The following is a 22,446-nucleotide window of genomic DNA, read 5'->3' as shown; positions in this document are numbered from 1 at the left end:
AAGGCGGTCGGGCCGCCTTGCTCAGATACTTCGGTTCAGGTGCCCGATTTGATTTTGGTCCACAGGCGGGTCACGCTCCGCTGCGTTTTGACGGGATAAGGCGTCGTGATGTAGAGATTCTGCATCGTGGCATCACTCGGATAGATTGCCTGATCACCAATCACGTCTTCCTCAAGGAACTCCTGAGAAGCCTTGTTGCCATTGGCATAGTACACATAGTTCGATGCGGCAGCCATGTTGTTGGCGTCCAGAATGAAGTTCAAGAACTGGTGTGCGCCTTCCGGGTTCGGAGCATCCGCCGGGATGGCCATCTGGTCGAACCACATCAGCGAACCTTCAGCGAATGGGTGGTATTCAATTTCCACGCCATTTTCGGCCTCGGCCGCGCGATCCCGCGCTTGCAGGATGTCACCTGACCAACCGACAGCTACGCAGATATCGCCATTTGCCAGCGCGTTGATGTATTCCGAGCTGTGGAATTTCTGGATATGCGGGCGAACGCCAGCCAGAACTTCTTCGGCTTTACCGATCACATCGGTGTCATGGCTGTCCGGATCTTCACCGATATACTGCAGCACCATCGGAATAATCTCGGCCGGAGCGTCCAGGAAATGGACGCCGCACGAGGCCAGCTTTTCCATATTCTCTGGTTTCAGAACCAAGTCCATGCTGTTCAGAGCCACGTCATCGCCTAGCACTTCCTTAACCTTACCAACGTTAACGCCGAGGCCGGTCGTCCCCCACATGTAGTTGATCGAATAGGCGTTGTTCGGGTCATAGCCTGCGGTACGTTCCTGAATCACGTCCCATAGGTTTCCTGAATTCGACAGCTTTGCTTCGTCCAGTTCCTGAAAGGCGCCAGCCTGAATCTGACGCTGTAGAAACGTGCCCGACGGCACAACTACGTCATAGCCTGATCCACCGGCAAGCATCTTGGTTTCCAGAACCTCATTGCTGTCGAACACGTCGTAGATCAGGGTCAGCCCTGTCTCTTCTTCAAATTTCTTCAGCAGATCCTCGTCGATATAGTCGGACCAGTTATAGACGCGCACCTCTTCGGCAAAAGCCGCCGAAGTCCCCAGCGCGACAATCGCTGTCATTGTCAGCGTTTTGATTGACATATTTCTCTCCCTGCAAGTGTACGGGTATTTTCCCGTTTTTTTTGATTTGATCAAGTTTTGCGTTTTTCCCCGATCCATCGTATGGTTTCACGAGGTCAGGCGTCTGGCAAGTCGACACCACGCGAAACAGGGTAAACTAATTGGATTTGATCAAAAATAAAGCATCTGGCCCGAATGTGGATGAGGGTAAAAGACCGGCTCATGAACAGGTGTACCAAACCCTGAGATCGCAGATCATGTACGGTGATCTGGTCCCGGGACAACCCGTCACGATACAAGGTTTGACCGAATCGCTTGGGGTTGGAATGACCCCCGTCCGCGAGGCGATCCGGCGGCTGATTTCGGACGGCGCGCTGGTGTTTCAGGGCAATCGACGGGTCAGCGTGCCGTTACTGTCGGGTACCGATGTCGAGCAGATGATTTTTGCCAGAATATCAATAGAATCAGAGCTTTCCAGGCGGGCAACCGCGAATCTAAAACCTGCTGATATCGACCAGCTCGAGAAGCTTGATCAGCGATTGGATCAGACCATCACAGACGGCGACGTCAGTGGTTACCTGCGCTTAAACCACCAGTTTCATGAAACGTTATATGCGCATGCGGATGCTCCAATTCTCAACGATCTAGCCGAGAGGCTTTGGCTGCGGTTCGGCCCCTCACTACGCGTTGTTTGCGGACGATTCGGAACACATAGCCTGCCGGATCGGCACAAGGACATCATCGCAAGCTTGCGGGCGAAAGATGCGGAAAAGGTGGCGAAAGCAACCGCTCAGGACATTGAGCAGGGTATGGAATTGATGTCGGACGCTTTGATCCGCGCCTGATTCACGTCGATTCGATTGACAGCAAAAAATTTGATCATATTGTGACAGGTAACCGCCTTTTGCAGGAGATTCTCTGATGTCGACCATCACCAATCACATGCCAACCGCCGAATTGCAGGCGCTGGATGCGGCGCATCATATGCACCCGTTTTCGGCCAACGGATCATTGGGCGAGGAAGGTGCGCGTGTCATCACTCGTGCCAAAGGCGTGTACCTGACCGATAGCGAAGGCGAAGAGATTCTGGACGCCATGGCGGGTCTTTGGTGCGTCAATATCGGTTACGGTCGCGATGAGCTGGCCGACGTTGCGGCCCGTCAGATGCGTGAACTGCCCTATTACAACACGTTCTTCAAAACGACCCATATTCCGGCCATCGCTTTGGCTGCCAAGATTGCGGAACTGGCGCCGGGGGATCTGAACCACGTGTTCTTCGCGGCGGGCGGGTCCGAGGCAAATGACACCAACATTCGTCTGGTTCGCACCTATTGGGCTGAGAAGGGTCAGCCCGACAAGAACATCATCATCAGCCGCCACAATGCCTATCACGGGTCCTCTGTCGGTTCCGCCTCGCTAGGCGGTATGGCGGGCATGCATGCGCAAGGCGGCATCCCAATCCCGAACATCCACCACATCAACCAGCCGAACTGGTGGGCCGAAGGCGGCGACATGGCGCCGGAAGAATTTGGCCTAGCCCGCGCGCGTGAGCTGGAAGAAGCCATTCTGGAACTGGGCGAAGACCGTGTCGCAGCCTTTATTGCCGAACCCGTGCAGGGTGCGGGCGGGGTGATCGTTGCCCCCGATACCTACTGGCCCGAGATCCAGCGCATTTGCGACAAATACGATATCCTGTTGATCGCCGATGAGGTGATCTGCGGCTTTGGACGCACAGGCAACTGGTTCGGGTCCGAAACCGTTGGTATCAAACCGCATATCATGACAATCGCCAAGGGACTCAGCTCGGGTTACGCGCCCATCGGTGGATCCATCGTGAATGACGAGATTGCCGAGGTGATCGGCGGCACCGAGTTCAATCACGGCTATACCTATTCCGGCCACCCGGTTGCGGCGGCTGTCGCGCTAGAGAATCTGCGCATCCTCGAAGAAGAAGGCATCGTCGACCACGTCCGCGACGTGGCCGCCCCCTATCTGAAAGAGAAGTGGGAGGCCCTGGCTGATCATCCACTCGTCGGTGAGGCCAAGATCGTCGGCATGATGGCCTCGATCGCGTTGACGCCGGACAAGGCCAGCCGCGCCAAATTCGCGTCCGAGCCCGGTACGGTCGGCTACATCTGCCGCGACCGCTGTTTTGCCAACAACCTGATCATGCGCCATGTGGGTGACCGGATGATCATCTCACCCCCGCTGGTCCTGACCCCTGCGGAAATCGACGAGATGTTCGTGCGGATTCACAAGTCACTGGACGAGGCGCAGGCCGAGATCATCGCGCAGGGTCTGATGAAGGCGGCGTCATAGCCCAAATTGCTACTATTCAGGTTTAAGGGGCGCACTGGATGCGCCCCTTCCCACTTTCTGAGTCGCAATTGCCCGTCAATCGATACAGCTCAATTCCTGAACACAACTAGTTTCGATCAAATCGAGCGGTAAAAAGAAGTAATTTTGTATCGCGCGACAACCAAAAATTTATCGCGCGATAAATATCTTGATTTGATGTAATTCAGATTCAAGTATGCGAATGCGACTCGGTTAATTGTATTACCTCTACCGGCGTCGCGACCCGCTCTTCTGCTGGGTCCACCTCCCGTCTATCGTAGTGAGTGCCGGTAGTCGGGAGGTTGCACAGCCAATACCTGAGAGAGTATCCGCAGTGCATACCCAGGCAATAGATCAACGCCCCTACATTGTCACCGCAACGCTTCCAAGAGGTTCAGACTGGCGTATCCGTCTGGCAGCAACCCCTGCGCCAATTGATAAGCCCGAACAGCTTTGACTGTGTTTGGCCCTGTGCGCCCGTCGACGCCTTGGGTATCAAAGCCAGCCTCGGTCAGGCGGGATTGCAATTCCTTTTTCTCGGTGAAACTCAACACCCGGTCACCACGCGGCCATTCGGTTTGGAACGCCCCCCGTCCTGCAAGACGGTCAGACAGGTGTCCTATCCCGATCACATAGGCGTCGGCACCGTTGTATTCCTCAATCACCTTGAAATTGTCGAAGATCATCAGCGCGACGCCCCGCCCTCCGGCGGGTAACAGAATTGCCGCTTGTCCGTGATCCGAAATGTGGGCGCCACTCGCCGCCACCACGCCACGTGCGGTCCATTGTGAGGGCATCAATGTGTGATCCCGCCTTGCGGTGGAATAGTCGAACCCTTTGGGCAGGGTCACCTCAACGCCCCACGGCTGCCCCTTGGTCCACCCATGCCGCGCCAGATAGGCGGCGGCCGAGGCCAGCGCATCGGTTGGATCGTCCGACCAGATATCGCGACGCCCATCCCCGTCGAAATCAACTGCGTGGTCCAGAAATGAGGTTGGCATGAACTGCGTATGCCCCATCGCCCCAGCCCAGCTACCCACCATATTGCGCGGGCTGACGTCGCCCGCCTGAATGATCTGCAATGCGGCGATCAACTGGGTTTCGAAAAACTGCGCGCGTCGTGCGTCAAACGCCAATGTCGCCAGTGATCGGATCGTGTGATCACTGCCCCGATAGGTCCCGAACGAGGTCTCAAGCCCCCAAATCGCTGTCACAACCTCTTTTTCGACGCCGTACATGGCTTCGATGCGGGTTAGTGCGTCGCGATGGCTCTCCAACCCCGCCCGGCCGTTTCTGATGCGCGTGTCCGAGACGGCAGAATCCAAATACTCCCAAAGGGGTTTCGAAAACTCTGCCTGGTTGCGGTCGCGCCTGATCACGTCCTTATCGTAGGTCAAACCTGCCAGCGACCTGTCCAGTGTTGAGGCTGATATCCCCTGCTCGGACGCCCGTTCACGAAATGCTCCAAGCCACGCCTGGAACCGCGCGTTTCCTTCCGTCGACACCCGGTACTCCTTAGCTGAGGGTCGTAAAACTGGCCGGATGGATATCGCCACGCCAGCTGACGCCAGCTGTATGGCCTGTGATCCGCCCAGAGTATTGATAGATTCCGCCTGCACGATGGATGCCCATAATGCGGCGGTCATAACGCCACTTATGCATTTACGCATTCCGAATTTTCCTGGTTTCTGCTCAACCTCAGAATACCGCAGAATTGGAATTTTCCAAAGCGTTCAGCTTGACCCTTCGCGATCTTTTGCTTTGTGCTGTGCGCGGATCTTGGCAAGGGCCTCGCGTAACAAAGGGATACGGTTCGGCCTAAAGCTTTCATCTGTCACGGACATTTCGCGTATCCGGTCCAGCCGAAAGACGCGGAAATCCTGCCTCAGATGGCACCAGGAAATCAGAACGTTGGAGCGATCCATATAGACGATACTCAGTGGGTTCACCTTACGACGGGTGTCATCGCCCTTGGCGTCCGTGTAGGCGAACTCGATCGTGCGCTCATCCCACGTGGCTTGTCGCAAGTCCCCGACCGTGATGGTGGGCTTGGCCGGGCGATCAAACCGCGTCGCTGTCAACACGGCATGGGTCAGGCGGTGCGACTGACGCTGGGGTAGGCGTCCCTGAAGTTTTCGTAACGCATTGCCCGCCGCATCCGCTAAACCGGGGTCGCCAATGGCCTGAACCTCTCGCAACCCCAACACCAGCGCTTCAAGCTCATCATCTGTGAATCCAAGCGGCGGCAGTGTTGCGTCTTCGATCAGGGTAAAGCCAAAACCGGCCTCACCGTCGATCACCGCCCCAAGCCCGCGTAACGACTCAATGTCGCGATGGACGGTGCGCGGCGAGACGCCCAGATCCTGCGCCAGTTGCCGGGACGTCTTCGGCGAAGGACCAGAGCGCAAGGCTTGCATCAATTGGAACAGGCGGGCGGTTCGGGACATAGTGCAGATTAATCTAAACCTGATGACAGAAACTGTCATCAGGCAAAGCTATTCCTCGGGCATCCCGAATTTGGAGCCTCCGATGTTGACCCTTATGATTTACCCTTCGGCCTTTGGCCTGTTCAGCGCCAGCCCCTTTTGCGTCAAGGCTGCTTACATGCTGGAACACGCGGGCCAGCGTTGGCAGCGGTCTGATATGTTGGACCCCCGCAAGATGCCCCATCAGAAACTGCCGGTTCTGCGCACGCCAGAGCGTCTTGTCCCGGACAGCGACCTGATCCGCGATTGGCTTGAGGCGCAGGGCGCAAACTTCGACGCTGGGCTAAGCGACATACAAAAGGCGCAGGCACGGACGCTGATCCGCATGGCAGAGGAACATATCTATTTTCAGGTCGTGATGGACAGATGGGCCAATGACGAGGTCTGGCCAATTCTGCGCGACACTTTCTTTTCGGTCATTCCCGCTTTGATCCGCACACCTGTTTCGAACTCCATCCGGAAAAAGGTTGTTCAGGGCCTGGGGTTCCAGGGTGTCGCCCGTTTCTCACCTGTCGAGCGACGGGATCGGCTAGAGCGGGACCTTGAAGCGGTATCCGCCTATCTGTGGCAATCACCCTACCTTCTGGGTGACAAGCCGACCTCGGCAGATATGAGCGTTGGGCCAATGCTGGCCGCAATGCGCGCGACACCAGCGGAAACCCCGCTGACCCGGCGGATCAAACAGGATAGGCTGCTCAACGATTACATCGACCGAATGGAACAGGCGATACCGCTGCATGACACCATTTAATGATCCCGCCGTTCAGGCCGCCTTTGAAGCATTCCCCGAATATACGCGTTCGGGCGTGATTGCTTTGCGTGAACTGGTGTTTTCAACAGCCGGGACTTTGCCTAAAGCCCAGCCATTGAATGAAGTACTGCGGTGGGGTCAACCCGCCTACCTGGCGCCCAAAGGGTCAACCATCCGGCTGGGCGGGCACAAAGCGGCATCCTTTGCACTGTTCGTGCATTGTCAAAGCCGGCTGATGGGCGATTTCAGCACCGCCTTTCCGGGCGAAGATCGGATCGATGGCAATCGGGCCATCTTGTTTGATGACCCGGATCAGATCGACGAAACCCGCCACGGCTGGCTGATTGCTCGGGCGCTAACGTATCACCTTTGACGGCGTTTGCGCTCGACCTTGCGCTTGATCTTGTCCTTCTTGCGCTTGGTGCTGACTGCCTTGCGCCGTGCACCCCGCTTGGTGGGTCCGCCCCGTCCCCGCGGTAGGGCCTGATCATCGATAGACAGCAGCTCCAGCTCTAGCCCTCCGGTAACCGGCGTGGCTTCGGTCAGGCGCACGGTGACACGCTGGCCGATGGCGATGATCAAACCGGTGTCTGATCCCATCAGTGTTCCCGCTTCGCGGTCGAAATGGAAAAACTCGCGCCCCAGTGATCGGACGGGGACCAGCCCATCCGCACCGGTTTCATCCATCTTCACAAATGCGCCAAACCGGGCAATGCCACTGATACGGCCTGAGAATTCATTGCCCACACGCTCGCTCAGATAGGCGGCAAGGTAGCGATCCGTCGTATCTCGCTCGGCCATCATTGAGCGGCGTTCGGTGTCCGAGATATGCGTGGCCGTTTCATCCAGGCGCGCGATTTCATCCTCGGTCAACCCGTCGTCACCCCAGCCATGCGCCGTGATCAGCGCTCGGTGCACGATCAAATCGGCATAGCGGCGGATTGGAGAGGTGAAATGCGCGTAGTTGCGCAATGCCAACCCGAAATGGCCAAAATTCTCGGGGTTGTAATAGGCCTGCGCCATCGACCTAAGGGTGGTCAGGTTGATCAGCTCTGCATCCTCGGTCCCGGCGGCCGCGTTCAACAGCGCATTCAGGTGGCGTGTCTGCAGCACCTGCCCTTTGGCCAAGTTCAGACCGGCGGCCTGAGCTGTTTCACGAAGGCTTTCCAGTTTCTCAGGTGCCGGCTCTTCATGGACGCGGAACAGCAGCGGGCGGCGTTTGGCGATCAGGGTCTCGGCGGCGGCGACATTGGCGAGGATCATAAACTCCTCGATCAGCTTGTGCGCATCTAGCCGGTCACGGAAGGCCACACTTTGAACCTCGCCCGTGTCGCTGAGAACGATCTTGCGTTCGGGCAAATCCAGCTCCAGCGGTTGCCGTTCCGCCCGCGCTTTCTTGAGCGAGGCATAAGCGGAATAGAGCGGTTTCAAGACAGGCTCTAACAAAGGTCCTGTGCGGTCGTTGATATTGCCGTCTATTGCGTCTTGCACCTCGGCATAGTGCAGCGACGCGGCCGAGCGCATCAGACCACGTACAAAGCGATGACCAATCTTGTTTCCATCCGCATCGATCTGCATTCGAACAGCGATACAGGCGCGCGGAACGCCTTCGTGCAGCGAACACAGGTCTCCAGAGAGGCGATCCGGCAGCATTGGCACCACCCGATCCGGGAAGTAGCTGGAGTTGCCGCGCTTGCGCGCCTCACGATCCAGCGCGGTACCGGGCTGCACATAGGCGGCGACGTCGGCGATGGCGACCCAGATCACATGCCCGCCAGGGTTCTTGGGGTCATCGTCGGCATGGGCGTAACAGGCATCGTCATGATCCCGCGCATCTGACGGATCGATGGTCAGCAGCGGCATGTCCCGCAGATCTTCGCGGCCTTTCAGCCCCACGGGTTTGGCCTTGTCAGCTTCGTCAATCACCTTGTCGGGGAAATCATCCGGAATGCCATGCTGGTGGATGGCGATCAGCGAAACGGCCTTGGGTGCAGACGGATCGCCCAGCCGTTCCACAATGCGCGCGCGCGGCAGGCCCATTCGGTTCTTTGGCCCAGCCTGTTCAGCCTCGACCAATTCTCCATCCTTGGCACCCAATACGGCCCCATCAGCAACCAGCCATTCGGTCTGACCGGCTTTGTCGATGGGCACGATCCGTCCGCCTTCCGCACCTTTGCGAAAGATGCCCACGATCTTGCGCGGGTTCGTCCCGACACGTCGGATCAGGCGTGCTTCGTAATTGTGGTCTTCTTCATGCACAACCGTGAGGCGGGCCAGAATGCGGTCGCCCTCGCCCAGCGCAGGATCGCTGGCACGGGTGATGAGCAGAATGATCGGCTCGACCCCTTCGCCATGCCATTCCAAGGGCCGCGCGAACAGGTCGCCATCCGCATTCGGAGCCTTCACCTGCAGCACGCTGACCGGTGGCAGGCGGTCCGGGTCGCGATAGCTGCGCTTGCGCTTTTCCAGATGCCCCTCGGCCTCTAGCTCTTTCAGAATGCGTTTCAGATCGATCCGGTCCGCGCCCTTGATACCAAAGGCTTTAGCGATATCGCGTTTCGAGGTCAGGGTGGGGTTCGCCGAGATCCAATCGAGGACCTCCTGCTTGGTGGGTATCCGAGTCATACTTCCGGCCTATCATGGGTATGCGACGGCGTCATGATCAAAAAGCTCAGGGGTTCAGGTCTGCCACCGTGTCAACATCGCGCAGATGGTCCAGCAATCCGACACGACACCCCGGAACCGAAGCCAGAGTGTCGGCCAGGGCGGTTTCGGTAGACCAGCGCACATTGCGAAACAAGTTGTTCGGCAACGCCCCGTATCGTTGGGCCCCTACCAGCCAATAGCCTCCGTCCGGCGCAGGGCCAAAAACGAATTGCGAACGCCCCAATTCCTTGAAGGCCCGTGCGACATGCTGCGATGTGATCCCGGGAATATCAGCGCCGATCAGACAGACCGGTCCATGTGGCATCCCGCGTAGCATACGCCCCATACGATCGCCCAGATCGCCGTGCCCTTGCGCCGCGCGGGGCAGGTCAACAGGCCAGATGCGGCTGGTCAGACCTTCGCGATCCGGGGCAACGGCAAGCACAATCTGCCAGCGTGGGTCCCGCAATCGCCGGATCAGCGCGCGTGTCTGATGGCGGAACCACCACGCGGCACCAACCATGCCGATGTCGCGCCCCAACCGTGTCTTGACCCGACCCGGGCGGGGTTCTTTCACCATGATGACCAATGTGCGCTGCATGGTTCAGGCGAAATAGTCCTGAAGGATACGCGTGTAGATCGCCTTGAGCTGTTCAATCTGCGCCACCTCGACGCATTCATCGACCTGATGCATCGTTCGGCCAACAAGGCCGAACTCAACCACTGGGCAATGGTCTTTGACAAACCGCGCATCAGATGTGCCACCTGTTGTCGACATCTCGGGGCGCACACCGATTTCGGTCTCGACCGCTTTCGCGACCAGATCAGACAGGGGGCCGGGCGGGGTCAAAAAGCTCTCGCCTGAGATCTTGATCCGGACGTCGATCGCGACATCGTAGGTTTCAGCCACGGCTTTGGCTTCGGCCTGCAACCACTCACTGATGCTGGCGCCCGAGTGCAGATCGTTAAAGCGGATATTCACGGCGCCGGTACATTGCGCCGGGATCACGTTGGTAGCTGCGTTGCCCGTGTCAATACTCACAACGGCCAGGGTTGAGGCATCGAAATGGTCCGATCCCTGATCCAGTTCGTGGCTGGCCAGCTGATGCATCAAACGCGCCATGGCGGGCAGAGGGTTTTTGGCCCGGTGCGGATAGGCCGAATGCCCCTGCTCACCGGTCGCCGTGAACCAGGCGGTCATCGAACCACGCCGCCCGATTTTCATCATCTCGCCCATTGTGTTTGGGCATGTCGGCTCACCCACCAAACAGGCAGACATGCGTTCTCCGGCCTTGGACATGTAATCAAGCAGTGCCGTAGTGCCATCCACTGCGTCCGCCTCTTCATCGCCCGTGATCGCAAGAATAATCGCCCCGTTCGGGGGGGAGTCGCGCACGAAATCCACAGCGGCCGCCGCAAAGGCCGCCACGCCGGATTTCATGTCTGTGGCCCCGCGCCCATACATCACACCTTCGCGGATTTCTGCACCGAACGGGGGCATCGTCCAGGCTGCTTCGTCACCCACTGGGACAACGTCAGTATGCCCGTTGAACCCAAAGCTGCGCGGATGGGCTATCGGCCCCCAGCGCGCGTACAAATTGCTGACATCGCCCCGGTCCGCGCGGGTGCAGTCGAAGCCTGCGTCGGACAGAAGCTTCTCCAACAACACAAGCGCGCCACCTTCCTCAGGTGTGACTGATGGGCAACGGATCAGGTCCGCCGTCAACTTCACCGGATCTGTCATTTCTGGGCCCTTTTGGTTGGTTCAATCGCGGGATCGTGCACAGATTCAACGAATTGGACCAATTGCCAACCCCTCGCCACCGGATTCCGGGCGCTTTTTTTCGCGAGTCTTGAAATGACACCCCAATAAAACATGGCGGTTTACCTTGCGGCCACCTTGCCGTGCCTTTCAAATCTGCGTTAGAGGGCCGCGAAACAGGTGAATTGACGATGATACGTGCGCTTCTCGTTTGGATCTGCCTGACTTTCGCCGTTCTTGCACAGCAAAGCCAGGCGCAGACGCTTTCGGTCACGACCGTGACCCGCCCCCCGTTTTCCTATGTCGAGGACGGGGCTCAAACCGGTTTTTCAATGGACCTGCTACAAGCCTTGTCCGAGGCACTGAATTGGGACTACTCGGTCACCAGGGTCGAGGCCTTCAGCGATATGCTGGGTGCTGTGCAGGATGGAACCGCGGACCTGGCTGTGGCCAACATCTCGATCACGGCTGCGCGTGAAACGCAGATGGATTTCAGCCAGCCCATATTCGAGGCCGGTCTGCAGATCATGGTGCCATCGGATGCAGCGCGCAGACCATCGCTGCTGCACGCTTTGCTGTCCGTTGAATTGTTCATCGCCATCGGACTGGCCTTTGCGATCCTGCTTGGCGGCGGGATGCTGATGTGGGGGTTTGAGCGTCGGGCCCAGCCCTATTTCGACCGTAAGCTGAATGAGGCATGGTTCCCGTCATTCTGGTGGGCGCTGAATCTTGTGGTCAACGGCGGGTTCGAGGAACGCATGCCGCGCACTCCGTTCGGACGGTTGCTGGGCGTGGTTCTGGTTGTGTCCTCACTGTTCATCGTATCGGTTTTCACGGCGCGGATCACGTCGGTCATGACCGTGGATGCCATCAGCGGCAACGTGAACTCGGTCAACGATCTTTATGGCAAACAGGTGGGCACAATCTCGAACTCGACTGCCGCAAACTTCCTGAACCGACGCGAGATCGAGTTTTCCGGTTATGAAAACCTGGATGATGTGCTGACCGCATTCCAAGATAAGGAGTTGGACGCCGTTGTCTTTGACGCGCCGATCCTGTCCTATTACGCGGCGCATGAAGGACGTCGGATCGCATCGATGACTGGCGGTGTTTTTCTGCGAGAGAATTACGGGATCGCGTTCCCGACCGGATCACCATTGGTCGAGGACGTGAACCAGGCCCTGTTGGCGCTGCGCGAAGACGGCACCTATGACGAGATTTATCGCAAATGGTTCGGGGTCCGGAACTAAGCCGGTTCTTCATCCCCGAAAAACGGCGTCATTTGCGCCACGATAACGGCGTTTTCGTCCAAGGCCCGCTGCATCAGGTCGCGTTCGTCCGGGTCGATGTCGTGCCCCTGCGCCTCACGCTCGGCCAGAGTTCCATAGCCGGTGACGTCCAGTGGCGCGGTGTCGGCCTGCTTCAGAATCGCAACGGTTTCACGCACGGCCTCGGCCTCATCCACACCGCTGGCAAAACACATCAGCGCCGCTCCGGTCGCGCCTTCGGGCAAGCCGTCGCCTTCTTTGCGGCCAATCTGAACGAGCAATGTATAAACTTGCTGACGGGACGGTTTCTTTTGCTTTTCCATGCAGGGGGCCATAGCTGCGCGTCTGTCCGCGGTCAAGCAGCCGGGAATTGCGGGAAGCTGCAAGCGCGTCCATAGTACCCGCGAAAACCCATTTAAAAATGCAAAGGATTTTTCATGGCCTACCCAGATTTCATCACAGACTTCCCAAGCCTCGACGTGCCATTCCCCGAGGATGTGGTTCAGACCGCCGTCGTCCGATCAGATGCGGGTTTGGTTGCGTTCTTCTCCTTCCTAAAAGATTTCGAACTGCCACCGCATTCACACAAGGCGCAATGGGGCACGGTGGTCGAGGGCGAGGTTGAACTGACAATAGGCGGAGAAACTAAGACCTATCGCCCCGGCGACAGTTACTCGATCCCGTCTGGTGTTGAACACGGCGGGAAAATCAAAGCCGGAAGCCGCGTGATCGACGTGTTTGAGGAACCCGACCGCTATCCAGTCAAAGGATAAACAAAAAAAGGGCTGCAGCGAGATACGCTACAGCCCCGTTTCAAATCCGCACTTGATTTAGTCGCGCAGCAGTTCGTTGATCCCGGTTTTCGAACGGGTCTTCTCGTCCACGCGCTTTACGATCACGGCGCAATACAGGTTGACGTTGTTCTTGGATGGCATCGAGCCCGCGACAACAACCGAATAGGGCGGCACTTCGCCATAAGTGACTTCGCCGGTTTCGCGATCCACGATCTTTGTGGATTTGCCGATAAAGACGCCCATTCCCAAAACCGAGCCTTCGCGCACGATGCAGCCTTCGACCACTTCCGAGCGTGCGCCGATAAAGCAATTGTCTTCGATGATGGTCGGGCCAGCTTGCATTGGCTCCAAAACTCCGCCGATGCCAACACCGCCTGACAGGTGTACGTTTTTACCAATCTGCGCGCAGGAACCAACGGTGGCCCAAGTGTCGACCATGGTGCCTTCGTCGACATAGGCGCCCAGGTTCACGAAGGACGGCATCAGAACCACGCCGGGTGCGACATAGGCGGATTTACGGACGACACAGTTCGGCACCGCGCGGAAACCAGCGGCACGCCACTGGTTTTCACCCCAACCGGCGAACTTGCTGTCCACCTTGTCCCACCAGCCGCCGTCCTGCGGACCACCGGTCTGGATTTCCATATCCTTGATGCGGAAGCCAAGCAGAACCGCCTTCTTGGCCCACTGGTTCACATGCCAATCGCCGCTCTCCAGCTTTTCAGCAACCCGCAACGTGCCGCTGTCCAGCGCGTTCAGTGTGTCTTCGATCGCTTCACGTTGTTCGCCGGTGGTGGCGGGCGTGATGGTGTCGCGCGCCTCCCAGGCGGCTTCGATAGCGGTTTCCAGTTGCGCGTTGGACATCGGATGGCTCCCTGCAGAATCTGTTCACGTTTGTTTGGCCTATACGCAACTGCATCTCGCGGTGCAATGCGACGCAGAAGGTACGATTTGCGGCTAGCTTGACCTGTGTTCAGCTGGCGCGGCGGATATGGCGGGTCAGAATGGCCGTCGCCGTGGCCGCGTCCTTGCGCTTGAGCGCCTGAACGATGGCTGCGTGATCACCATCCGCACGGTGTACCCACTTGGGACGCCAATGGGCAAACAGGTGGCGCGCGCCGGCGATATGAAGGTCATCGATTGCATGCAGCAGGCGTGGCAACCCGCACGGCGTCAGGATCGAGCGATGAAAGGTACGGTTGCACGCTTCCCACTCGGGCATCGTTTGCGCAGCATCACAGGCGATCCGAGCGTCATCCGCCTCTTTGAGCGCGCCAGGCGTCATATTCTGTACCGAATGCTGCAAGGCCAGGGATTCAAGCGCGACACGCATTTCAACCACTTCGCGCACTTCTGCCGGGTCCAGCGCCGAAACACGCATACCGCGGCGCGGCTCACTTTGGGCCAACCCGTGCGCTTCCAGACGTAGCAAAGCCTCACGCACCGGTACATGACTGGTCTCAAAGGCTCGCGCGATGTGATCCTGACGCAACTTTTCACCGGCAAGCAGTTCACCGGTGATAATCTTCTGTCTAAGATTTTGGTAAATTGTGTCGGCGATCGTAGTGGTCATAGATTATCGATAAAATCCTTAACCACCTTCCACAAGTCGATAATTCACCCCATCAGCGGGTCCGGGGCAATATTTCCCCCGCAAACCAGAACCGCCACGCGTTCGTCCGGTTCTGGCTTGTAAACACCTGAGGTCAAAGCCGCCAACGCGGTCGCACCGGCCGGTTCGACCAATACGCGATGGTTCCGCCACAGCGCCTTTTGCGCGGCTGCAATCGCCTCGTCTGAGACAAGAACAGATGTCATTCCCTGCGCAAGATCGAAACAAATCCCTCCGATCCGCCGCGCGCCCAGCGCGTTGGCTGCTATCCCCGAGACCGAGACATCCACCGGTTCACCCGCCTGCAGCGCCGCGTTCAGCGCGCAGGAGGTTTCCGGTTCGACTGCTACGACTTTCCGAGCGCCATCAAACCAACCCAAAGCCCCGCCAATCAAGCCACCGCCGCCCACAGCAACCAGAATGGTGTCAGCCTGCAGTCCCTGTGCCTCCCATTCGGCAAAACACGTGCCCTGCCCTGCTACGGTTGCCGGTGCATCATAGGCGTGGATTTGCATCGCCCCGGTTGCTGCCTCATGCGCTTTGGCCTCGCTCAGCGCGTTAGCGTATTCACCCTGTACAACTGTCAGATCTGCGCCCGTCTGTTCAATCAGGGCGATCTTGGATGGTCCGGCAAGGTCTGGCACGAAAATCTTGGCCGGATATCCCAACGTTTGTGCCGCATACGCCGCCGCCGCACCGTGATTGCCGCCAGATGCTGCCACAACGCCAGCCTCGGGCACGTCCAAACTGAGCAGCGTATTGAACGCCCCACGCGCCTTGAAGCTGCCAGTATGCTGCATGTGCTCCAGCTTCATTTCGACCGAATGATCCAATCCGGGCACGCGGATTTCAATCACCGGTGTCACCTGCGCATAGCCATCGATCCGGTTGGCTGCGGCTGAAACTTCACTCTTCCAATTCATTCTTGTTCTTCCGTGACTGGCACTCTGCCCGCGAACCCTATAGCTGTTTTATGAACACGCAAGCAGGGAACCATCACCCATGAGAGAAGACCGCCTCAGCCCTTTCCGCGACGCCCAGACTGACCGCTCGACCGCGAGCGAGGTGCCGGACACGCCGCAGACGCGCTCACCCGCCTATCGCCTTGCCTTTGCCGACGATGATTTCCTGTGCCGGGATGAGCTGCGCCCCGTGCGTTTGCAGCTGGAATTGCTGAAGCCCGAGATGATCATGACCGAGCGCGAGATCACCTCGACCATCGTCATGTTCGGTGGCGCGCGCATTCCGGAACCCGCGCAAAAACACACCGCGCGGACGGATACATTGGCGGGATTGTCAAAATACTATGACGAAGCGCGTGAGTTTGCCCGCCTGATGACCGAAAAGTCCAACGAAACCGGTTGCCGGGAAAACGTTATTGTCACCGGTGGTGGCCCCGGCGTGATGGAGGCTGGAAACCGTGGCGCGCAGGATGCGGGCGGTTGCTCGATAGGTCTGAACATCGTGTTGCCGCATGAGCAGGCGCCCAATGAATATGTGACGCCGGATCTCAGCTTCAACTTCCACTATTTCGCCATTCGCAAGATGCATTTCCTGATGCGCGCCCGCGCGATCACGATCTTCCCCGGCGGGTTCGGCACCATGGACGAGTTGTTCGAATCCCTGACCCTGATCCAGACTGGCCGGATGGAGCGTGTGCCCTTCCTGCTGTTTGGCCGTGAGTTCTGGGAGAAAGTCATCAACTGGGAGGCGCTGGCCGATGCGGGCACGATCTCGGACGAGGATCTCGACCTGTTCCGCTTCGTGGATACCGCGCAAGAGGCGGTCGATATTATTGAAAACTGGGAACCGGCCCCACCCCGCGATGAAATTCCGGGGCGCTGAGACATGAAGCCGCCAAAGACCGGTGAGATGTTGCACCTGCGCGGGAACGCGCTGAACAAGGGCGATCCGGTGGCCCTGCCGCTGACGCAAAGCAGCATGTACCATCTGCCCGGCGCACCGGACGGGCATCCGACTTATGGACGGGTCGACAACCCGACATGGGTGCATCTGGAACATGTGTTGGCGCATCTGGAAGACGCGCCCTGTCTGTCCTTTCCGTCAGGCATGGGGGCGATTTCTGCCGCTTTGTTCGCGACGGTCAAAGCCGGGTCCCATATCCTGATCCCCTCGGACGGGTATTATGTCACACGATTGCTGGCCGATCGGTTCCTATCCAATCTGAGCGTCTCCGTTACTGAGCGTCCGACGACGGCGTTCGCAGAAGGCGGGTTCGACGGGTTTGACGTGGTCTTTTTGGAAAGCCCCTCGAACCCCGGTCTGGATATGATGGACCTGCCCGCGATCGCCACTGCCGTTCGCGCGGCGGGCGGTCTCACGATTGCCGACAACACAACGATGACCCCATTGGGTCAACGCCCGTTGGATTTGGGCATCGACGTGGTGGTCGCTTCGGATACCAAGGCAATGGGCGGACATTCGGACCTGCTAATGGGTCATGTCGCCAGCCGCAACGCGCAGATCATGGAACGGGTCGAAGAATGGCGGCGCGTTTCCGGCGCGATCCCCGGCCCGCATGAGGCATGGCTGCTGCATCGCGGGTTGGAAACGCTGGACGTTCGTTTCGACCGGATGTGTGCATCGGCGCAAGTGCTCGCGGAACGGTTGGCAGAACATGAGGCCGTGAAACAGATCCGCTATCCCGGCCTGTCGGATGACCCGTCCTATGCTCTGGCCAAAGCGCAGACGTCCCGGTTCGGGTTCTTGTTGTCGATCACGTTAGAGACCGAGGAAAAGGCCGAAACTTTCATCAACACCTGCCCGATGCTGCGACCGGCCACATCGTTCGGCGGTGTTCACAGTTCTGCCGAACGACGCGCACGCTGGGGCGATGATGTCGATCCAGCCTTTATTCGTCTTTCAATAGGTTGCGAACCAACGGATGAACTGTGGCAGGCGATGGAAACCTGCCTGAACGCGTTATGATTTCTTCTTAGGCTCGCGCAGTTCGGTGAACACATAGATCGGCAGCACAATGCTGGCGATCAGTGCGCCTAGCCAAACCAGCAGAGTCGCCGCCAACAGGTTGGCAACGCCGCCAACGGTCAACCCGGCCGTAATCAGATCGGTCACCAACAGGCCGACGAACGTCACGATCAAGGCAATCCCACCTTTGATCGAGGGGGCTTTTTTCTCACCCAGTTTCAGGATCAGCGGCTCGGCCACCACCTGCACCAGTGTGAACACGATCACCACGACGATGAATGAAATCGGCTTGATCGCAAACCCCGACAACAACAGCGTTGCAAGCAACAACCCGATGGCATTCCCGGCCAACAGGGCCAGTGCGGATTTTATTCTGCGCGTCATGGGGTTCTCCGTGAGTGATCAGTTAGAAACATGCAGATGTTAACAGACCCGAAGGAATTTGCGAGCGGTTTCAAAAGCCACTTCCTTTTGGGTCATTGAAATCGCATGATAAAACACATTCATCCTGTTCAGACCGACCCGCGAGAGGTGAGATGAGCGACGATCCCTATACCATCCTTGGCGTCGCCAAAGACGCCAGCGCCGCCGAGATCAAAAAGGCATATCGGCGCATTGCAAAAGAATGCCACCCGGATCTCAAGCCCGGGGATGCCGAGGCAGAGGCCAAGTTCAAAGACGCGGCGTCGGCCTATGACCTATTGAAAGACCCGGACACGCGCGCGCGGTACGATAGTGGTGAGATTGATGCCTCGGGTCAGGAACGTCCCCAGCAGCAGTATTATCGCGAATATGCCGAGGCCGCCGGGAATCCTTATCGTGGGCGCGCAGCAGACCCCGATGACATGTCAGACATCTTTGCCGAATTCATGCGGGGCCGCGGAGGATACCAGCAGCGCACGCACGAATTTCACGCACCGGGGCACAATCGCGCTTACAATCTGCAGATCAGTTTTCTGGACGCGGTGTTCGGCGCCAGCCAAAAGCTGACGCTGCCAGATGGTGACCGGATCGAGGTGAAGATTCCTGCGGGCATCACCGATGGACAAACCATCCGCCTGCGCGGCAAAGGCGATCCGGGTTTTGGCGAAGGCCCGCCCGGCGATGCTTTGGTCACTGTGTCAGTGGCAAAGCATCCGGTCTTTGATCGCAAGGGCGACGATATTCATATCACACTACCGATCACGATCGATGAGGCCATTCTGGGTGGCAAGGTTCCTGCCCCCACGATTGACGGTGGCGTCAATGTCAGTGTCCCGGCTGGAACCAGCAGCGGTAAAACCCTGCGCTTGCGTGGCAAGGGAGTTAAGAAGCGCGGCTCGTCTGATCGCGGGGATCAGTTGATCGAACTGACCGTGTACATGCCGGACCAAATTGATGATGATCTGAAGCAATTCATGGAGACATGGCGCGAAACCCACAGCTATGATCCGCGGAAAGGAATGCCGTCATGACCCGCACCCTGACCGAGGAGCAGCTGATCGCAACCGTCACCCGCCTGACCTCGACCCGCCTGACCGAATACCTGGCTGCCGAGATCGTCATTCCCGAGCAAACCGAGCAGGGACTGGTGTATCACACCCTTGACGTTGCGCGGCTGGAGCTGGCATGCGAGCTGCACGACCAATACGAGATGGAGCCTGATGCGCTGTCGATGATGATCTCACTGATCGACCAGATGCACGGCCTTCGGGCCGAGTTACGCGAGGTTCTGAATGCGGTAGAAACGCAACCGGAGCCGGTGCGTCAGACATTGATCGAGGTGATCGGTGCGGCGCGGTTCGGTCGCAAGTGACCCGCGCTTAGTTGCCGACGACATACTCTTCGGGAACAAAGAACGTGTAATCCCGATCAGCCACCGCTTCGTGACAATCATGGCAATAGACGACAGCGTCCGAACGCGCGCCCATCGTGTCACCAAACAGGGACCCATCCGGCATCACCATGATGTAACGCCAGTCCGCTGTTTCCGGGCTGGTACCTTGTGCCAGTTTTTCCATCACGAACAGGGCACCGGGATGGACGTTGCCCTCGTCGGTGACCGTGACACTGTCCTTGGCCAGCACTGACCCCTTCGGCAGCTTTTCACCCTCGGCCAAAGTGCCATAGTTGTGCGCCATGCGGTTGGCATAGCTGTTCACATAGCGCTGCCCATGGGTTGCCGAGATGTAAGGCGCGTCGTTGAACAGCGGCCATGCCTGATAATTCATCAACAAATCCAACTGCGCGGCGGCATAGCCACGCTCCATCCGGCGCTGCAGGGACTTGTAGATGCCCAAGGCTTCTTCTTTGGACAGCTCGGCAGGATTTTCAATGGCAAGGTGAGCATCCTCACCACTGGATTGAGCGCCAACCTGATGCGCAGCAAGCCCCACCACAAACAAAGCCGCAAGAGATGTCGGAAACAGTCTTGAAAATCGTACAAACATTTATTTGGCCCACCTGGTTCAAAAGGTTCGCCTGAACGCCGCAAGTTTCGTCTAAAATGATAGCGGCCATGAACAAACGCGCCACGACCGGAATGCGACTCTCACTGCTTTGTGCGCAAGTGTGAAGCCTAGGCAGCCGGTTTCAGCCCCCAAAACATATCAAATTTTGCATACAAATAACAGCGGCCAGAACATTAATTTCTTGGCGTAGTTTGCACGAAAGCTGGGTGTGTTAGCTTTGCAATCCCGCTTCGGCTTCGATCTGCTTCCGCGACTTGCGCGCGCGCTCTGTGGCCGATTTCAACTGACCACATGCCGCCATGATGTCCTCGCCACGTGTTTTGCGAATGGGAGAGGCATAGCCTGCCTGATAAATAATGTTCGCAAACGCCCGAATGCGGTTATTCGAGCTGCGCTTGTAAGGCGCGCCGGGCCATTCGTTGAACGGAATCAGGTTGATCTTGGCGGGAATGTTGTGGCTTTTGATGTGGTCGATCAGGCGATGCGCATCTTCGTCGCTATCATTCACACCATCCAGCATCACGTATTCAAAAGTAATCCGCTCGGAATTGGACACCTTGGGATAATTTGCCAATGCCTGCAGCAGTTCTTGGATGTTCCAGCGCTTGTTGATGGGCACCAGAAAATCGCGGGTTTCATCCGTTGTCGCGTGGAACGAGATCGCCAGCAAACAGCCGATCTCGTCAGCTGTGCGCGCAATTTCCGGCACCACGCCGGACGTCGACAGGGTGATCCGACGGCGCGACAGGGAAATCCCTTCGGGATCCATGGCGATCTTCATCGCGTCGCGCACGTTTTCGAAGTTATAAAGCGGCTCACCCATGCCCATCAGAACGATGTTCGACAGCAGGCGTGTTTCGTCCTTTGGCGCACCAGGGGTCGGCCATTCGTCCAGATCGTCGCGGGCCATCATCACCTGACCGACGATTTCCGCCGCCGTCAGGTTGCGCACCAGTTTCTGCGTGCCCGTATGGCAGAAGGAACAGGTAAGCGTGCAGCCAACCTGAGACGAGATACACAGCGTCCCGCGATCCTCTTCGGGGATGTAGACAACCTCGACCTCATGGCCACCCGCGATGCGGCACAGGTACTTGCGCGTGCCGTCTTCGGACACCTGCCGTGTCACGACTTCGGGGATTTCCACAACGAATTTCTCAGCCAGTTGCGCACGATACGCTTTGGCGAGGTTGGTCATCTCGGCAAAATCGCGCACGCCCCATTGATAGATCCACTGCCAGATCTGCCCGGTCCGCATCTTGGCCTGCTTTTCCGGCGTGCCATGTTCGATCAGAGCGTCACGCAACTGATCACGGGTCAACCCGACAAGGTTGATCTTCCCCTCGGGCAATTTGCGGGGGATGGTCATGACATCTTGAGTGATCGGCGCTTTGGGCGACATGTTGCTATCTCAACGAATTCGGGCTTGGGATGCGCCTCTATATAGGATCGCGCGCAAAGATCAAAAGAATTCGTATCATTTAATTTGCCATGCGCAGCAATTCATCCGCGCGCGCCCGGCCCAGATCGACGCGGCAGGATGCAATGGCGATACCGGTGCCAGAGCCGCCGCCGTATGAAGCACCCACTGCTTCACATTGCGCGTCGCGATACCTGCCCCAAGCCTCTTGTGCCGCCTCAAGTGCCGGTTGTGCGACCACACGGTCTGTGACCTCGTCCAACTCAACTGCGGACTGCATGGCGAAGCCATAGCTTGCCTCAACAGCCATATTCACGCGTTTCTCCATCTCCCCAACGCAGGCTCCGATTTCGACCTGCGAACCTGCGTCGAAACATTCCAGGCTGGGATCTGCCCACGCGGTCGAAGAGAAAAGCACTGCAATCAAGACGTAACGCATTATCCGTTTCCACATATGAATCCTTGTATGAGGCCACCGTAGCACGCGTTGCGCCATAGTCCCAATTGCAAGTCGGCCGCAAAGGCCAAACCGATGCGACCGAACTATCTGCATTGCGATTGCGAGGAATCAGATCAGGTAAACATATCAGATCCCTGCTGGCAGGATGTCGCAATCATCCGCGTCCAAAGTTTGCACGGGATCTTTCGGGCCGCATTGCTCGCCAGAAACCGGATAGGTTTCGTTGTTTTTTTCACATGCGCTCAGAAATACGGCGGCGACCACCAACATGGCAGCAAGAGGTTTGTTCAGCATGGATAAGCTCCTTCCATATATTTGAACTAATTGGTTCAGAAAAATGGATCGCTTGCCTTGATGCGGATCAAATTGGGGAGGGGTGGACGTAGCGTAAATTTCAGATCACACGTATGATCG

26 protein-coding genes are annotated in these 22,446 nt (G+C 57.9%); 10 read left to right on the top strand and 16 right to left on the bottom strand.

Annotation, left to right across the window (positions count from 1 at the left end):
• Positions 1–35 precede the first annotated feature (35 nt).
• Positions 36–1,121 carry a polyamine ABC transporter substrate-binding protein gene (locus AC2FFP_RS14925; RefSeq protein ID WP_113791802.1) on the bottom strand — a complete coding sequence of 362 codons (1,086 nt, stop codon included), beginning with the start codon at positions 1,119–1,121 and terminating at the stop codon, positions 36–38.
• 140 nt (positions 1,122–1,261) lie between these two features.
• On the opposite strand from AC2FFP_RS14925, the gene AC2FFP_RS14920 reads away from it, so the two are divergent.
• Complete coding sequence (locus AC2FFP_RS14920; protein WP_496768621.1) at positions 1,262–1,945, top strand: GntR family transcriptional regulator; 684 nt, start codon at positions 1,262–1,264, stop codon at positions 1,943–1,945.
• 76 nt (positions 1,946–2,021) lie between these two features.
• The gene (locus AC2FFP_RS14915) at positions 2,022–3,419 is read left to right on the top strand and encodes an aspartate aminotransferase family protein (RefSeq protein ID WP_496881204.1); all 1,398 of its coding nucleotides are present in this window, start codon (positions 2,022–2,024) and stop codon (positions 3,417–3,419) included.
• A gap of 389 nt (positions 3,420–3,808) precedes the next feature.
• On the opposite strand, the gene AC2FFP_RS14910 is transcribed toward AC2FFP_RS14915, so the two are convergent.
• The 3 genes from AC2FFP_RS14910 to AC2FFP_RS14900 all read right to left on the bottom strand — a co-directional run bounded on the left by AC2FFP_RS14910 (position 3,809) and on the right by AC2FFP_RS14900 (position 5,884).
• Positions 3,809–4,942 (bottom strand): lytic murein transglycosylase, encoded by a 1,134-nt coding sequence (locus AC2FFP_RS14910; RefSeq protein ID WP_496881203.1) that lies wholly within the window; start codon positions 4,940–4,942, stop codon positions 3,809–3,811.
• A 10-nt stretch (positions 4,943–4,952) separates the two neighbouring features.
• A complete protein-coding gene (locus AC2FFP_RS14905) occupies positions 4,953–5,099 on the bottom strand; it encodes a hypothetical protein (RefSeq protein ID WP_496844710.1) in 147 nt (48 codons plus the stop codon).
• A gap of 71 nt (positions 5,100–5,170) precedes the next feature.
• Entirely contained in the window at positions 5,171–5,884 is a 714-nt protein-coding gene (locus tag AC2FFP_RS14900; RefSeq protein ID WP_496844680.1) for a helix-turn-helix transcriptional regulator, read from the bottom strand.
• A 1-nt stretch (position 5,885) separates the two neighbouring features.
• Between AC2FFP_RS14900 and AC2FFP_RS14895 the strand changes: the two genes are divergently transcribed.
• On the top strand, positions 5,886–6,674 hold the full coding sequence (locus tag AC2FFP_RS14895) for a glutathione S-transferase family protein (RefSeq protein ID WP_496844682.1): 789 nt from the start codon (positions 5,886–5,888) through the stop codon (positions 6,672–6,674).
• A complete protein-coding gene (locus tag AC2FFP_RS14890) occupies positions 6,661–7,047 on the top strand; it encodes a DUF1801 domain-containing protein (protein WP_496881202.1) in 387 nt (128 codons plus the stop codon). Before AC2FFP_RS14895 ends, AC2FFP_RS14890 begins: the two co-directional genes overlap by 14 nt.
• On the opposite strand, the gene rnr is transcribed toward AC2FFP_RS14890, so the two are convergent.
• From rnr to dapE, 3 genes are read right to left on the bottom strand one after another with little or no spacing between them, the layout of a single operon-like run.
• The gene (rnr, locus tag AC2FFP_RS14885) at positions 7,038–9,299 is read right to left on the bottom strand and encodes a ribonuclease R (protein WP_496844684.1); all 2,262 of its coding nucleotides are present in this window, start codon (positions 9,297–9,299) and stop codon (positions 7,038–7,040) included. The genes AC2FFP_RS14890 and rnr overlap by 10 nt on opposite strands.
• A 46-nt stretch (positions 9,300–9,345) precedes the next feature.
• Positions 9,346–9,921, bottom strand: coding sequence for a TIGR04282 family arsenosugar biosynthesis glycosyltransferase (locus AC2FFP_RS14880; protein WP_496768635.1), 576 nt, complete (start codon positions 9,919–9,921; stop codon positions 9,346–9,348).
• A gap of 3 nt (positions 9,922–9,924) precedes the next feature.
• Positions 9,925–11,064 carry a succinyl-diaminopimelate desuccinylase gene (gene dapE / locus AC2FFP_RS14875; RefSeq protein ID WP_496881201.1) on the bottom strand — a complete coding sequence of 380 codons (1,140 nt, stop codon included), beginning with the start codon at positions 11,062–11,064 and terminating at the stop codon, positions 9,925–9,927.
• Between the two features lie 209 nt (positions 11,065–11,273).
• On the opposite strand from dapE, the gene AC2FFP_RS14870 reads away from it, so the two are divergent.
• Positions 11,274–12,332, top strand: a complete 1,059-nt coding sequence (locus AC2FFP_RS14870; RefSeq protein WP_496768639.1) for a transporter substrate-binding domain-containing protein — start codon at positions 11,274–11,276, stop codon at positions 12,330–12,332.
• On the opposite strand, the gene AC2FFP_RS14865 is transcribed toward AC2FFP_RS14870, so the two are convergent.
• Complete coding sequence (locus AC2FFP_RS14865; RefSeq protein ID WP_058279829.1) at positions 12,329–12,673, bottom strand: DUF8846 family protein; 345 nt, start codon at positions 12,671–12,673, stop codon at positions 12,329–12,331. The genes AC2FFP_RS14870 and AC2FFP_RS14865 overlap by 4 nt on opposite strands.
• A gap of 114 nt (positions 12,674–12,787) precedes the next feature.
• Here AC2FFP_RS14865 and AC2FFP_RS14860 point away from each other — a divergent pair, with 114 nt between their 5' ends.
• Positions 12,788–13,123, top strand: coding sequence for a cupin domain-containing protein (locus AC2FFP_RS14860; RefSeq protein WP_496881200.1), 336 nt, complete (start codon positions 12,788–12,790; stop codon positions 13,121–13,123).
• A 57-nt stretch (positions 13,124–13,180) separates the two neighbouring features.
• Here the strand turns inward: AC2FFP_RS14860 and dapD are convergent, their stop codons facing one another.
• From dapD to AC2FFP_RS14845, 3 genes are all read right to left on the bottom strand, one after another.
• A complete protein-coding gene (dapD, locus tag AC2FFP_RS14855) occupies positions 13,181–14,008 on the bottom strand; it encodes a 2,3,4,5-tetrahydropyridine-2,6-dicarboxylate N-succinyltransferase (RefSeq protein ID WP_496768641.1) in 828 nt (275 codons plus the stop codon).
• Between the two features lie 109 nt (positions 14,009–14,117).
• The gene (locus AC2FFP_RS14850; protein WP_058279708.1) at positions 14,118–14,717 is read right to left on the bottom strand and encodes a GntR family transcriptional regulator; all 600 of its coding nucleotides are present in this window, start codon (positions 14,715–14,717) and stop codon (positions 14,118–14,120) included.
• A gap of 44 nt (positions 14,718–14,761) precedes the next feature.
• On the bottom strand, positions 14,762–15,679 hold the full coding sequence (locus tag AC2FFP_RS14845; RefSeq protein ID WP_496881199.1) for a threonine/serine dehydratase: 918 nt from the start codon (positions 15,677–15,679) through the stop codon (positions 14,762–14,764).
• Positions 15,680–15,758: 79 nt separating this feature from the next.
• On the opposite strand from AC2FFP_RS14845, the gene AC2FFP_RS14840 reads away from it, so the two are divergent.
• Positions 15,759–16,601, top strand: coding sequence for an LOG family protein (locus AC2FFP_RS14840; protein WP_496768644.1), 843 nt, complete (start codon positions 15,759–15,761; stop codon positions 16,599–16,601).
• A 3-nt stretch (positions 16,602–16,604) separates the two neighbouring features.
• Positions 16,605–17,705 carry a cystathionine gamma-lyase gene (locus AC2FFP_RS14835; protein ID WP_496779451.1) on the top strand — a complete coding sequence of 367 codons (1,101 nt, stop codon included), beginning with the start codon at positions 16,605–16,607 and terminating at the stop codon, positions 17,703–17,705.
• Here the strand turns inward: AC2FFP_RS14835 and AC2FFP_RS14830 are convergent.
• Positions 17,700–18,089, bottom strand: a complete 390-nt coding sequence (locus AC2FFP_RS14830; RefSeq protein WP_113791816.1) for a hypothetical protein — start codon at positions 18,087–18,089, stop codon at positions 17,700–17,702. The genes AC2FFP_RS14835 and AC2FFP_RS14830 overlap by 6 nt on opposite strands.
• A gap of 152 nt (positions 18,090–18,241) precedes the next feature.
• Between AC2FFP_RS14830 and AC2FFP_RS14825 the strand changes: the two genes are divergently transcribed.
• Positions 18,242–19,159, top strand: coding sequence for a DnaJ C-terminal domain-containing protein (locus AC2FFP_RS14825; RefSeq protein ID WP_496881198.1), 918 nt, complete (start codon positions 18,242–18,244; stop codon positions 19,157–19,159).
• On the top strand, positions 19,156–19,500 hold the full coding sequence (locus tag AC2FFP_RS14820) for a hypothetical protein (RefSeq protein WP_496844688.1): 345 nt from the start codon (positions 19,156–19,158) through the stop codon (positions 19,498–19,500). Before AC2FFP_RS14825 ends, AC2FFP_RS14820 begins: the two co-directional genes overlap by 4 nt.
• Positions 19,501–19,507: 7 nt before the next feature.
• On the opposite strand, the gene AC2FFP_RS14815 is transcribed toward AC2FFP_RS14820, so the two are convergent.
• From AC2FFP_RS14815 to AC2FFP_RS14800, 4 genes are all read right to left on the bottom strand, one after another.
• The gene (locus AC2FFP_RS14815; protein ID WP_496881197.1) at positions 19,508–20,134 is read right to left on the bottom strand and encodes a cytochrome P460 family protein; all 627 of its coding nucleotides are present in this window, start codon (positions 20,132–20,134) and stop codon (positions 19,508–19,510) included.
• A 232-nt stretch (positions 20,135–20,366) separates the two neighbouring features.
• Entirely contained in the window at positions 20,367–21,554 is a 1,188-nt protein-coding gene (rlmN, locus tag AC2FFP_RS14810) for a dual-specificity RNA methyltransferase RlmN (RefSeq protein ID WP_496844691.1), read from the bottom strand.
• Positions 21,555–21,633: 79 nt separating this feature from the next.
• A complete protein-coding gene (locus tag AC2FFP_RS14805) occupies positions 21,634–22,011 on the bottom strand; it encodes a lysozyme inhibitor LprI family protein (RefSeq protein WP_496735532.1) in 378 nt (125 codons plus the stop codon).
• A 147-nt stretch (positions 22,012–22,158) separates the two neighbouring features.
• Entirely contained in the window at positions 22,159–22,326 is a 168-nt protein-coding gene (locus tag AC2FFP_RS14800) for a hypothetical protein (RefSeq protein ID WP_496881196.1), read from the bottom strand.
• Positions 22,327–22,446 lie beyond the last annotated feature (120 nt).

The sequence above is a fragment of the Ruegeria sp. YTSC004 genome (genome assembly GCF_059609805.1).
This window is presented reverse-complemented; position numbering and strand designations above follow the sequence as displayed.

Bases quoted from the DNA above. Each gene is read 5' to 3' on its own strand.
- AC2FFP_RS14925 (WP_113791802.1), bottom strand. From the start codon at position 1,121: ATGTCAATCAAAACGCTGACAATGACAGCGATTGTCGCGCTGGGGACT.
- AC2FFP_RS14915 (WP_496881204.1), top strand. From the start codon at position 2,022: ATGTCGACCATCACCAATCACATGCCAACCGCCGAATTGCAGGCGCTG.
- AC2FFP_RS14905 (WP_496844710.1), bottom strand. From the start codon at position 5,099: ATGCATAAGTGGCGTTATGACCGCCGCATTATGGGCATCCATCGTGCA.
- AC2FFP_RS14900 (WP_496844680.1), bottom strand. From the start codon at position 5,884: ATGTCCCGAACCGCCCGCCTGTTCCAATTGATGCAAGCCTTGCGCTCT.
- AC2FFP_RS14890 (WP_496881202.1), top strand. From the start codon at position 6,661: ATGACACCATTTAATGATCCCGCCGTTCAGGCCGCCTTTGAAGCATTC.
- rnr (WP_496844684.1), bottom strand. From the start codon at position 9,299: ATGACTCGGATACCCACCAAGCAGGAGGTCCTCGATTGGATCTCGGCG.
- AC2FFP_RS14880 (WP_496768635.1), bottom strand. From the start codon at position 9,921: ATGCAGCGCACATTGGTCATCATGGTGAAAGAACCCCGCCCGGGTCGG.
- dapE (WP_496881201.1), bottom strand. From the start codon at position 11,064: ATGACAGATCCGGTGAAGTTGACGGCGGACCTGATCCGTTGCCCATCA.
- AC2FFP_RS14870 (WP_496768639.1), top strand. From the start codon at position 11,274: ATGATACGTGCGCTTCTCGTTTGGATCTGCCTGACTTTCGCCGTTCTT.
- AC2FFP_RS14865 (WP_058279829.1), bottom strand. From the start codon at position 12,673: ATGGAAAAGCAAAAGAAACCGTCCCGTCAGCAAGTTTATACATTGCTC.
- AC2FFP_RS14860 (WP_496881200.1), top strand. From the start codon at position 12,788: ATGGCCTACCCAGATTTCATCACAGACTTCCCAAGCCTCGACGTGCCA.
- dapD (WP_496768641.1), bottom strand. From the start codon at position 14,008: ATGTCCAACGCGCAACTGGAAACCGCTATCGAAGCCGCCTGGGAGGCG.
- AC2FFP_RS14850 (WP_058279708.1), bottom strand. From the start codon at position 14,717: ATGACCACTACGATCGCCGACACAATTTACCAAAATCTTAGACAGAAG.
- AC2FFP_RS14845 (WP_496881199.1), bottom strand. From the start codon at position 15,679: ATGAATTGGAAGAGTGAAGTTTCAGCCGCAGCCAACCGGATCGATGGC.
- AC2FFP_RS14840 (WP_496768644.1), top strand. From the start codon at position 15,759: ATGAGAGAAGACCGCCTCAGCCCTTTCCGCGACGCCCAGACTGACCGC.
- AC2FFP_RS14835 (WP_496779451.1), top strand. From the start codon at position 16,605: ATGAAGCCGCCAAAGACCGGTGAGATGTTGCACCTGCGCGGGAACGCG.
- AC2FFP_RS14830 (WP_113791816.1), bottom strand. From the start codon at position 18,089: ATGACGCGCAGAATAAAATCCGCACTGGCCCTGTTGGCCGGGAATGCC.
- AC2FFP_RS14825 (WP_496881198.1), top strand. From the start codon at position 18,242: ATGAGCGACGATCCCTATACCATCCTTGGCGTCGCCAAAGACGCCAGC.
- AC2FFP_RS14820 (WP_496844688.1), top strand. From the start codon at position 19,156: ATGACCCGCACCCTGACCGAGGAGCAGCTGATCGCAACCGTCACCCGC.
- AC2FFP_RS14815 (WP_496881197.1), bottom strand. From the start codon at position 20,134: ATGTTTGTACGATTTTCAAGACTGTTTCCGACATCTCTTGCGGCTTTG.
- rlmN (WP_496844691.1), bottom strand. From the start codon at position 21,554: ATGTCGCCCAAAGCGCCGATCACTCAAGATGTCATGACCATCCCCCGC.
- AC2FFP_RS14805 (WP_496735532.1), bottom strand. From the start codon at position 22,011: ATGCGTTACGTCTTGATTGCAGTGCTTTTCTCTTCGACCGCGTGGGCA.
- AC2FFP_RS14800 (WP_496881196.1), bottom strand. From the start codon at position 22,326: ATGCTGAACAAACCTCTTGCTGCCATGTTGGTGGTCGCCGCCGTATTT.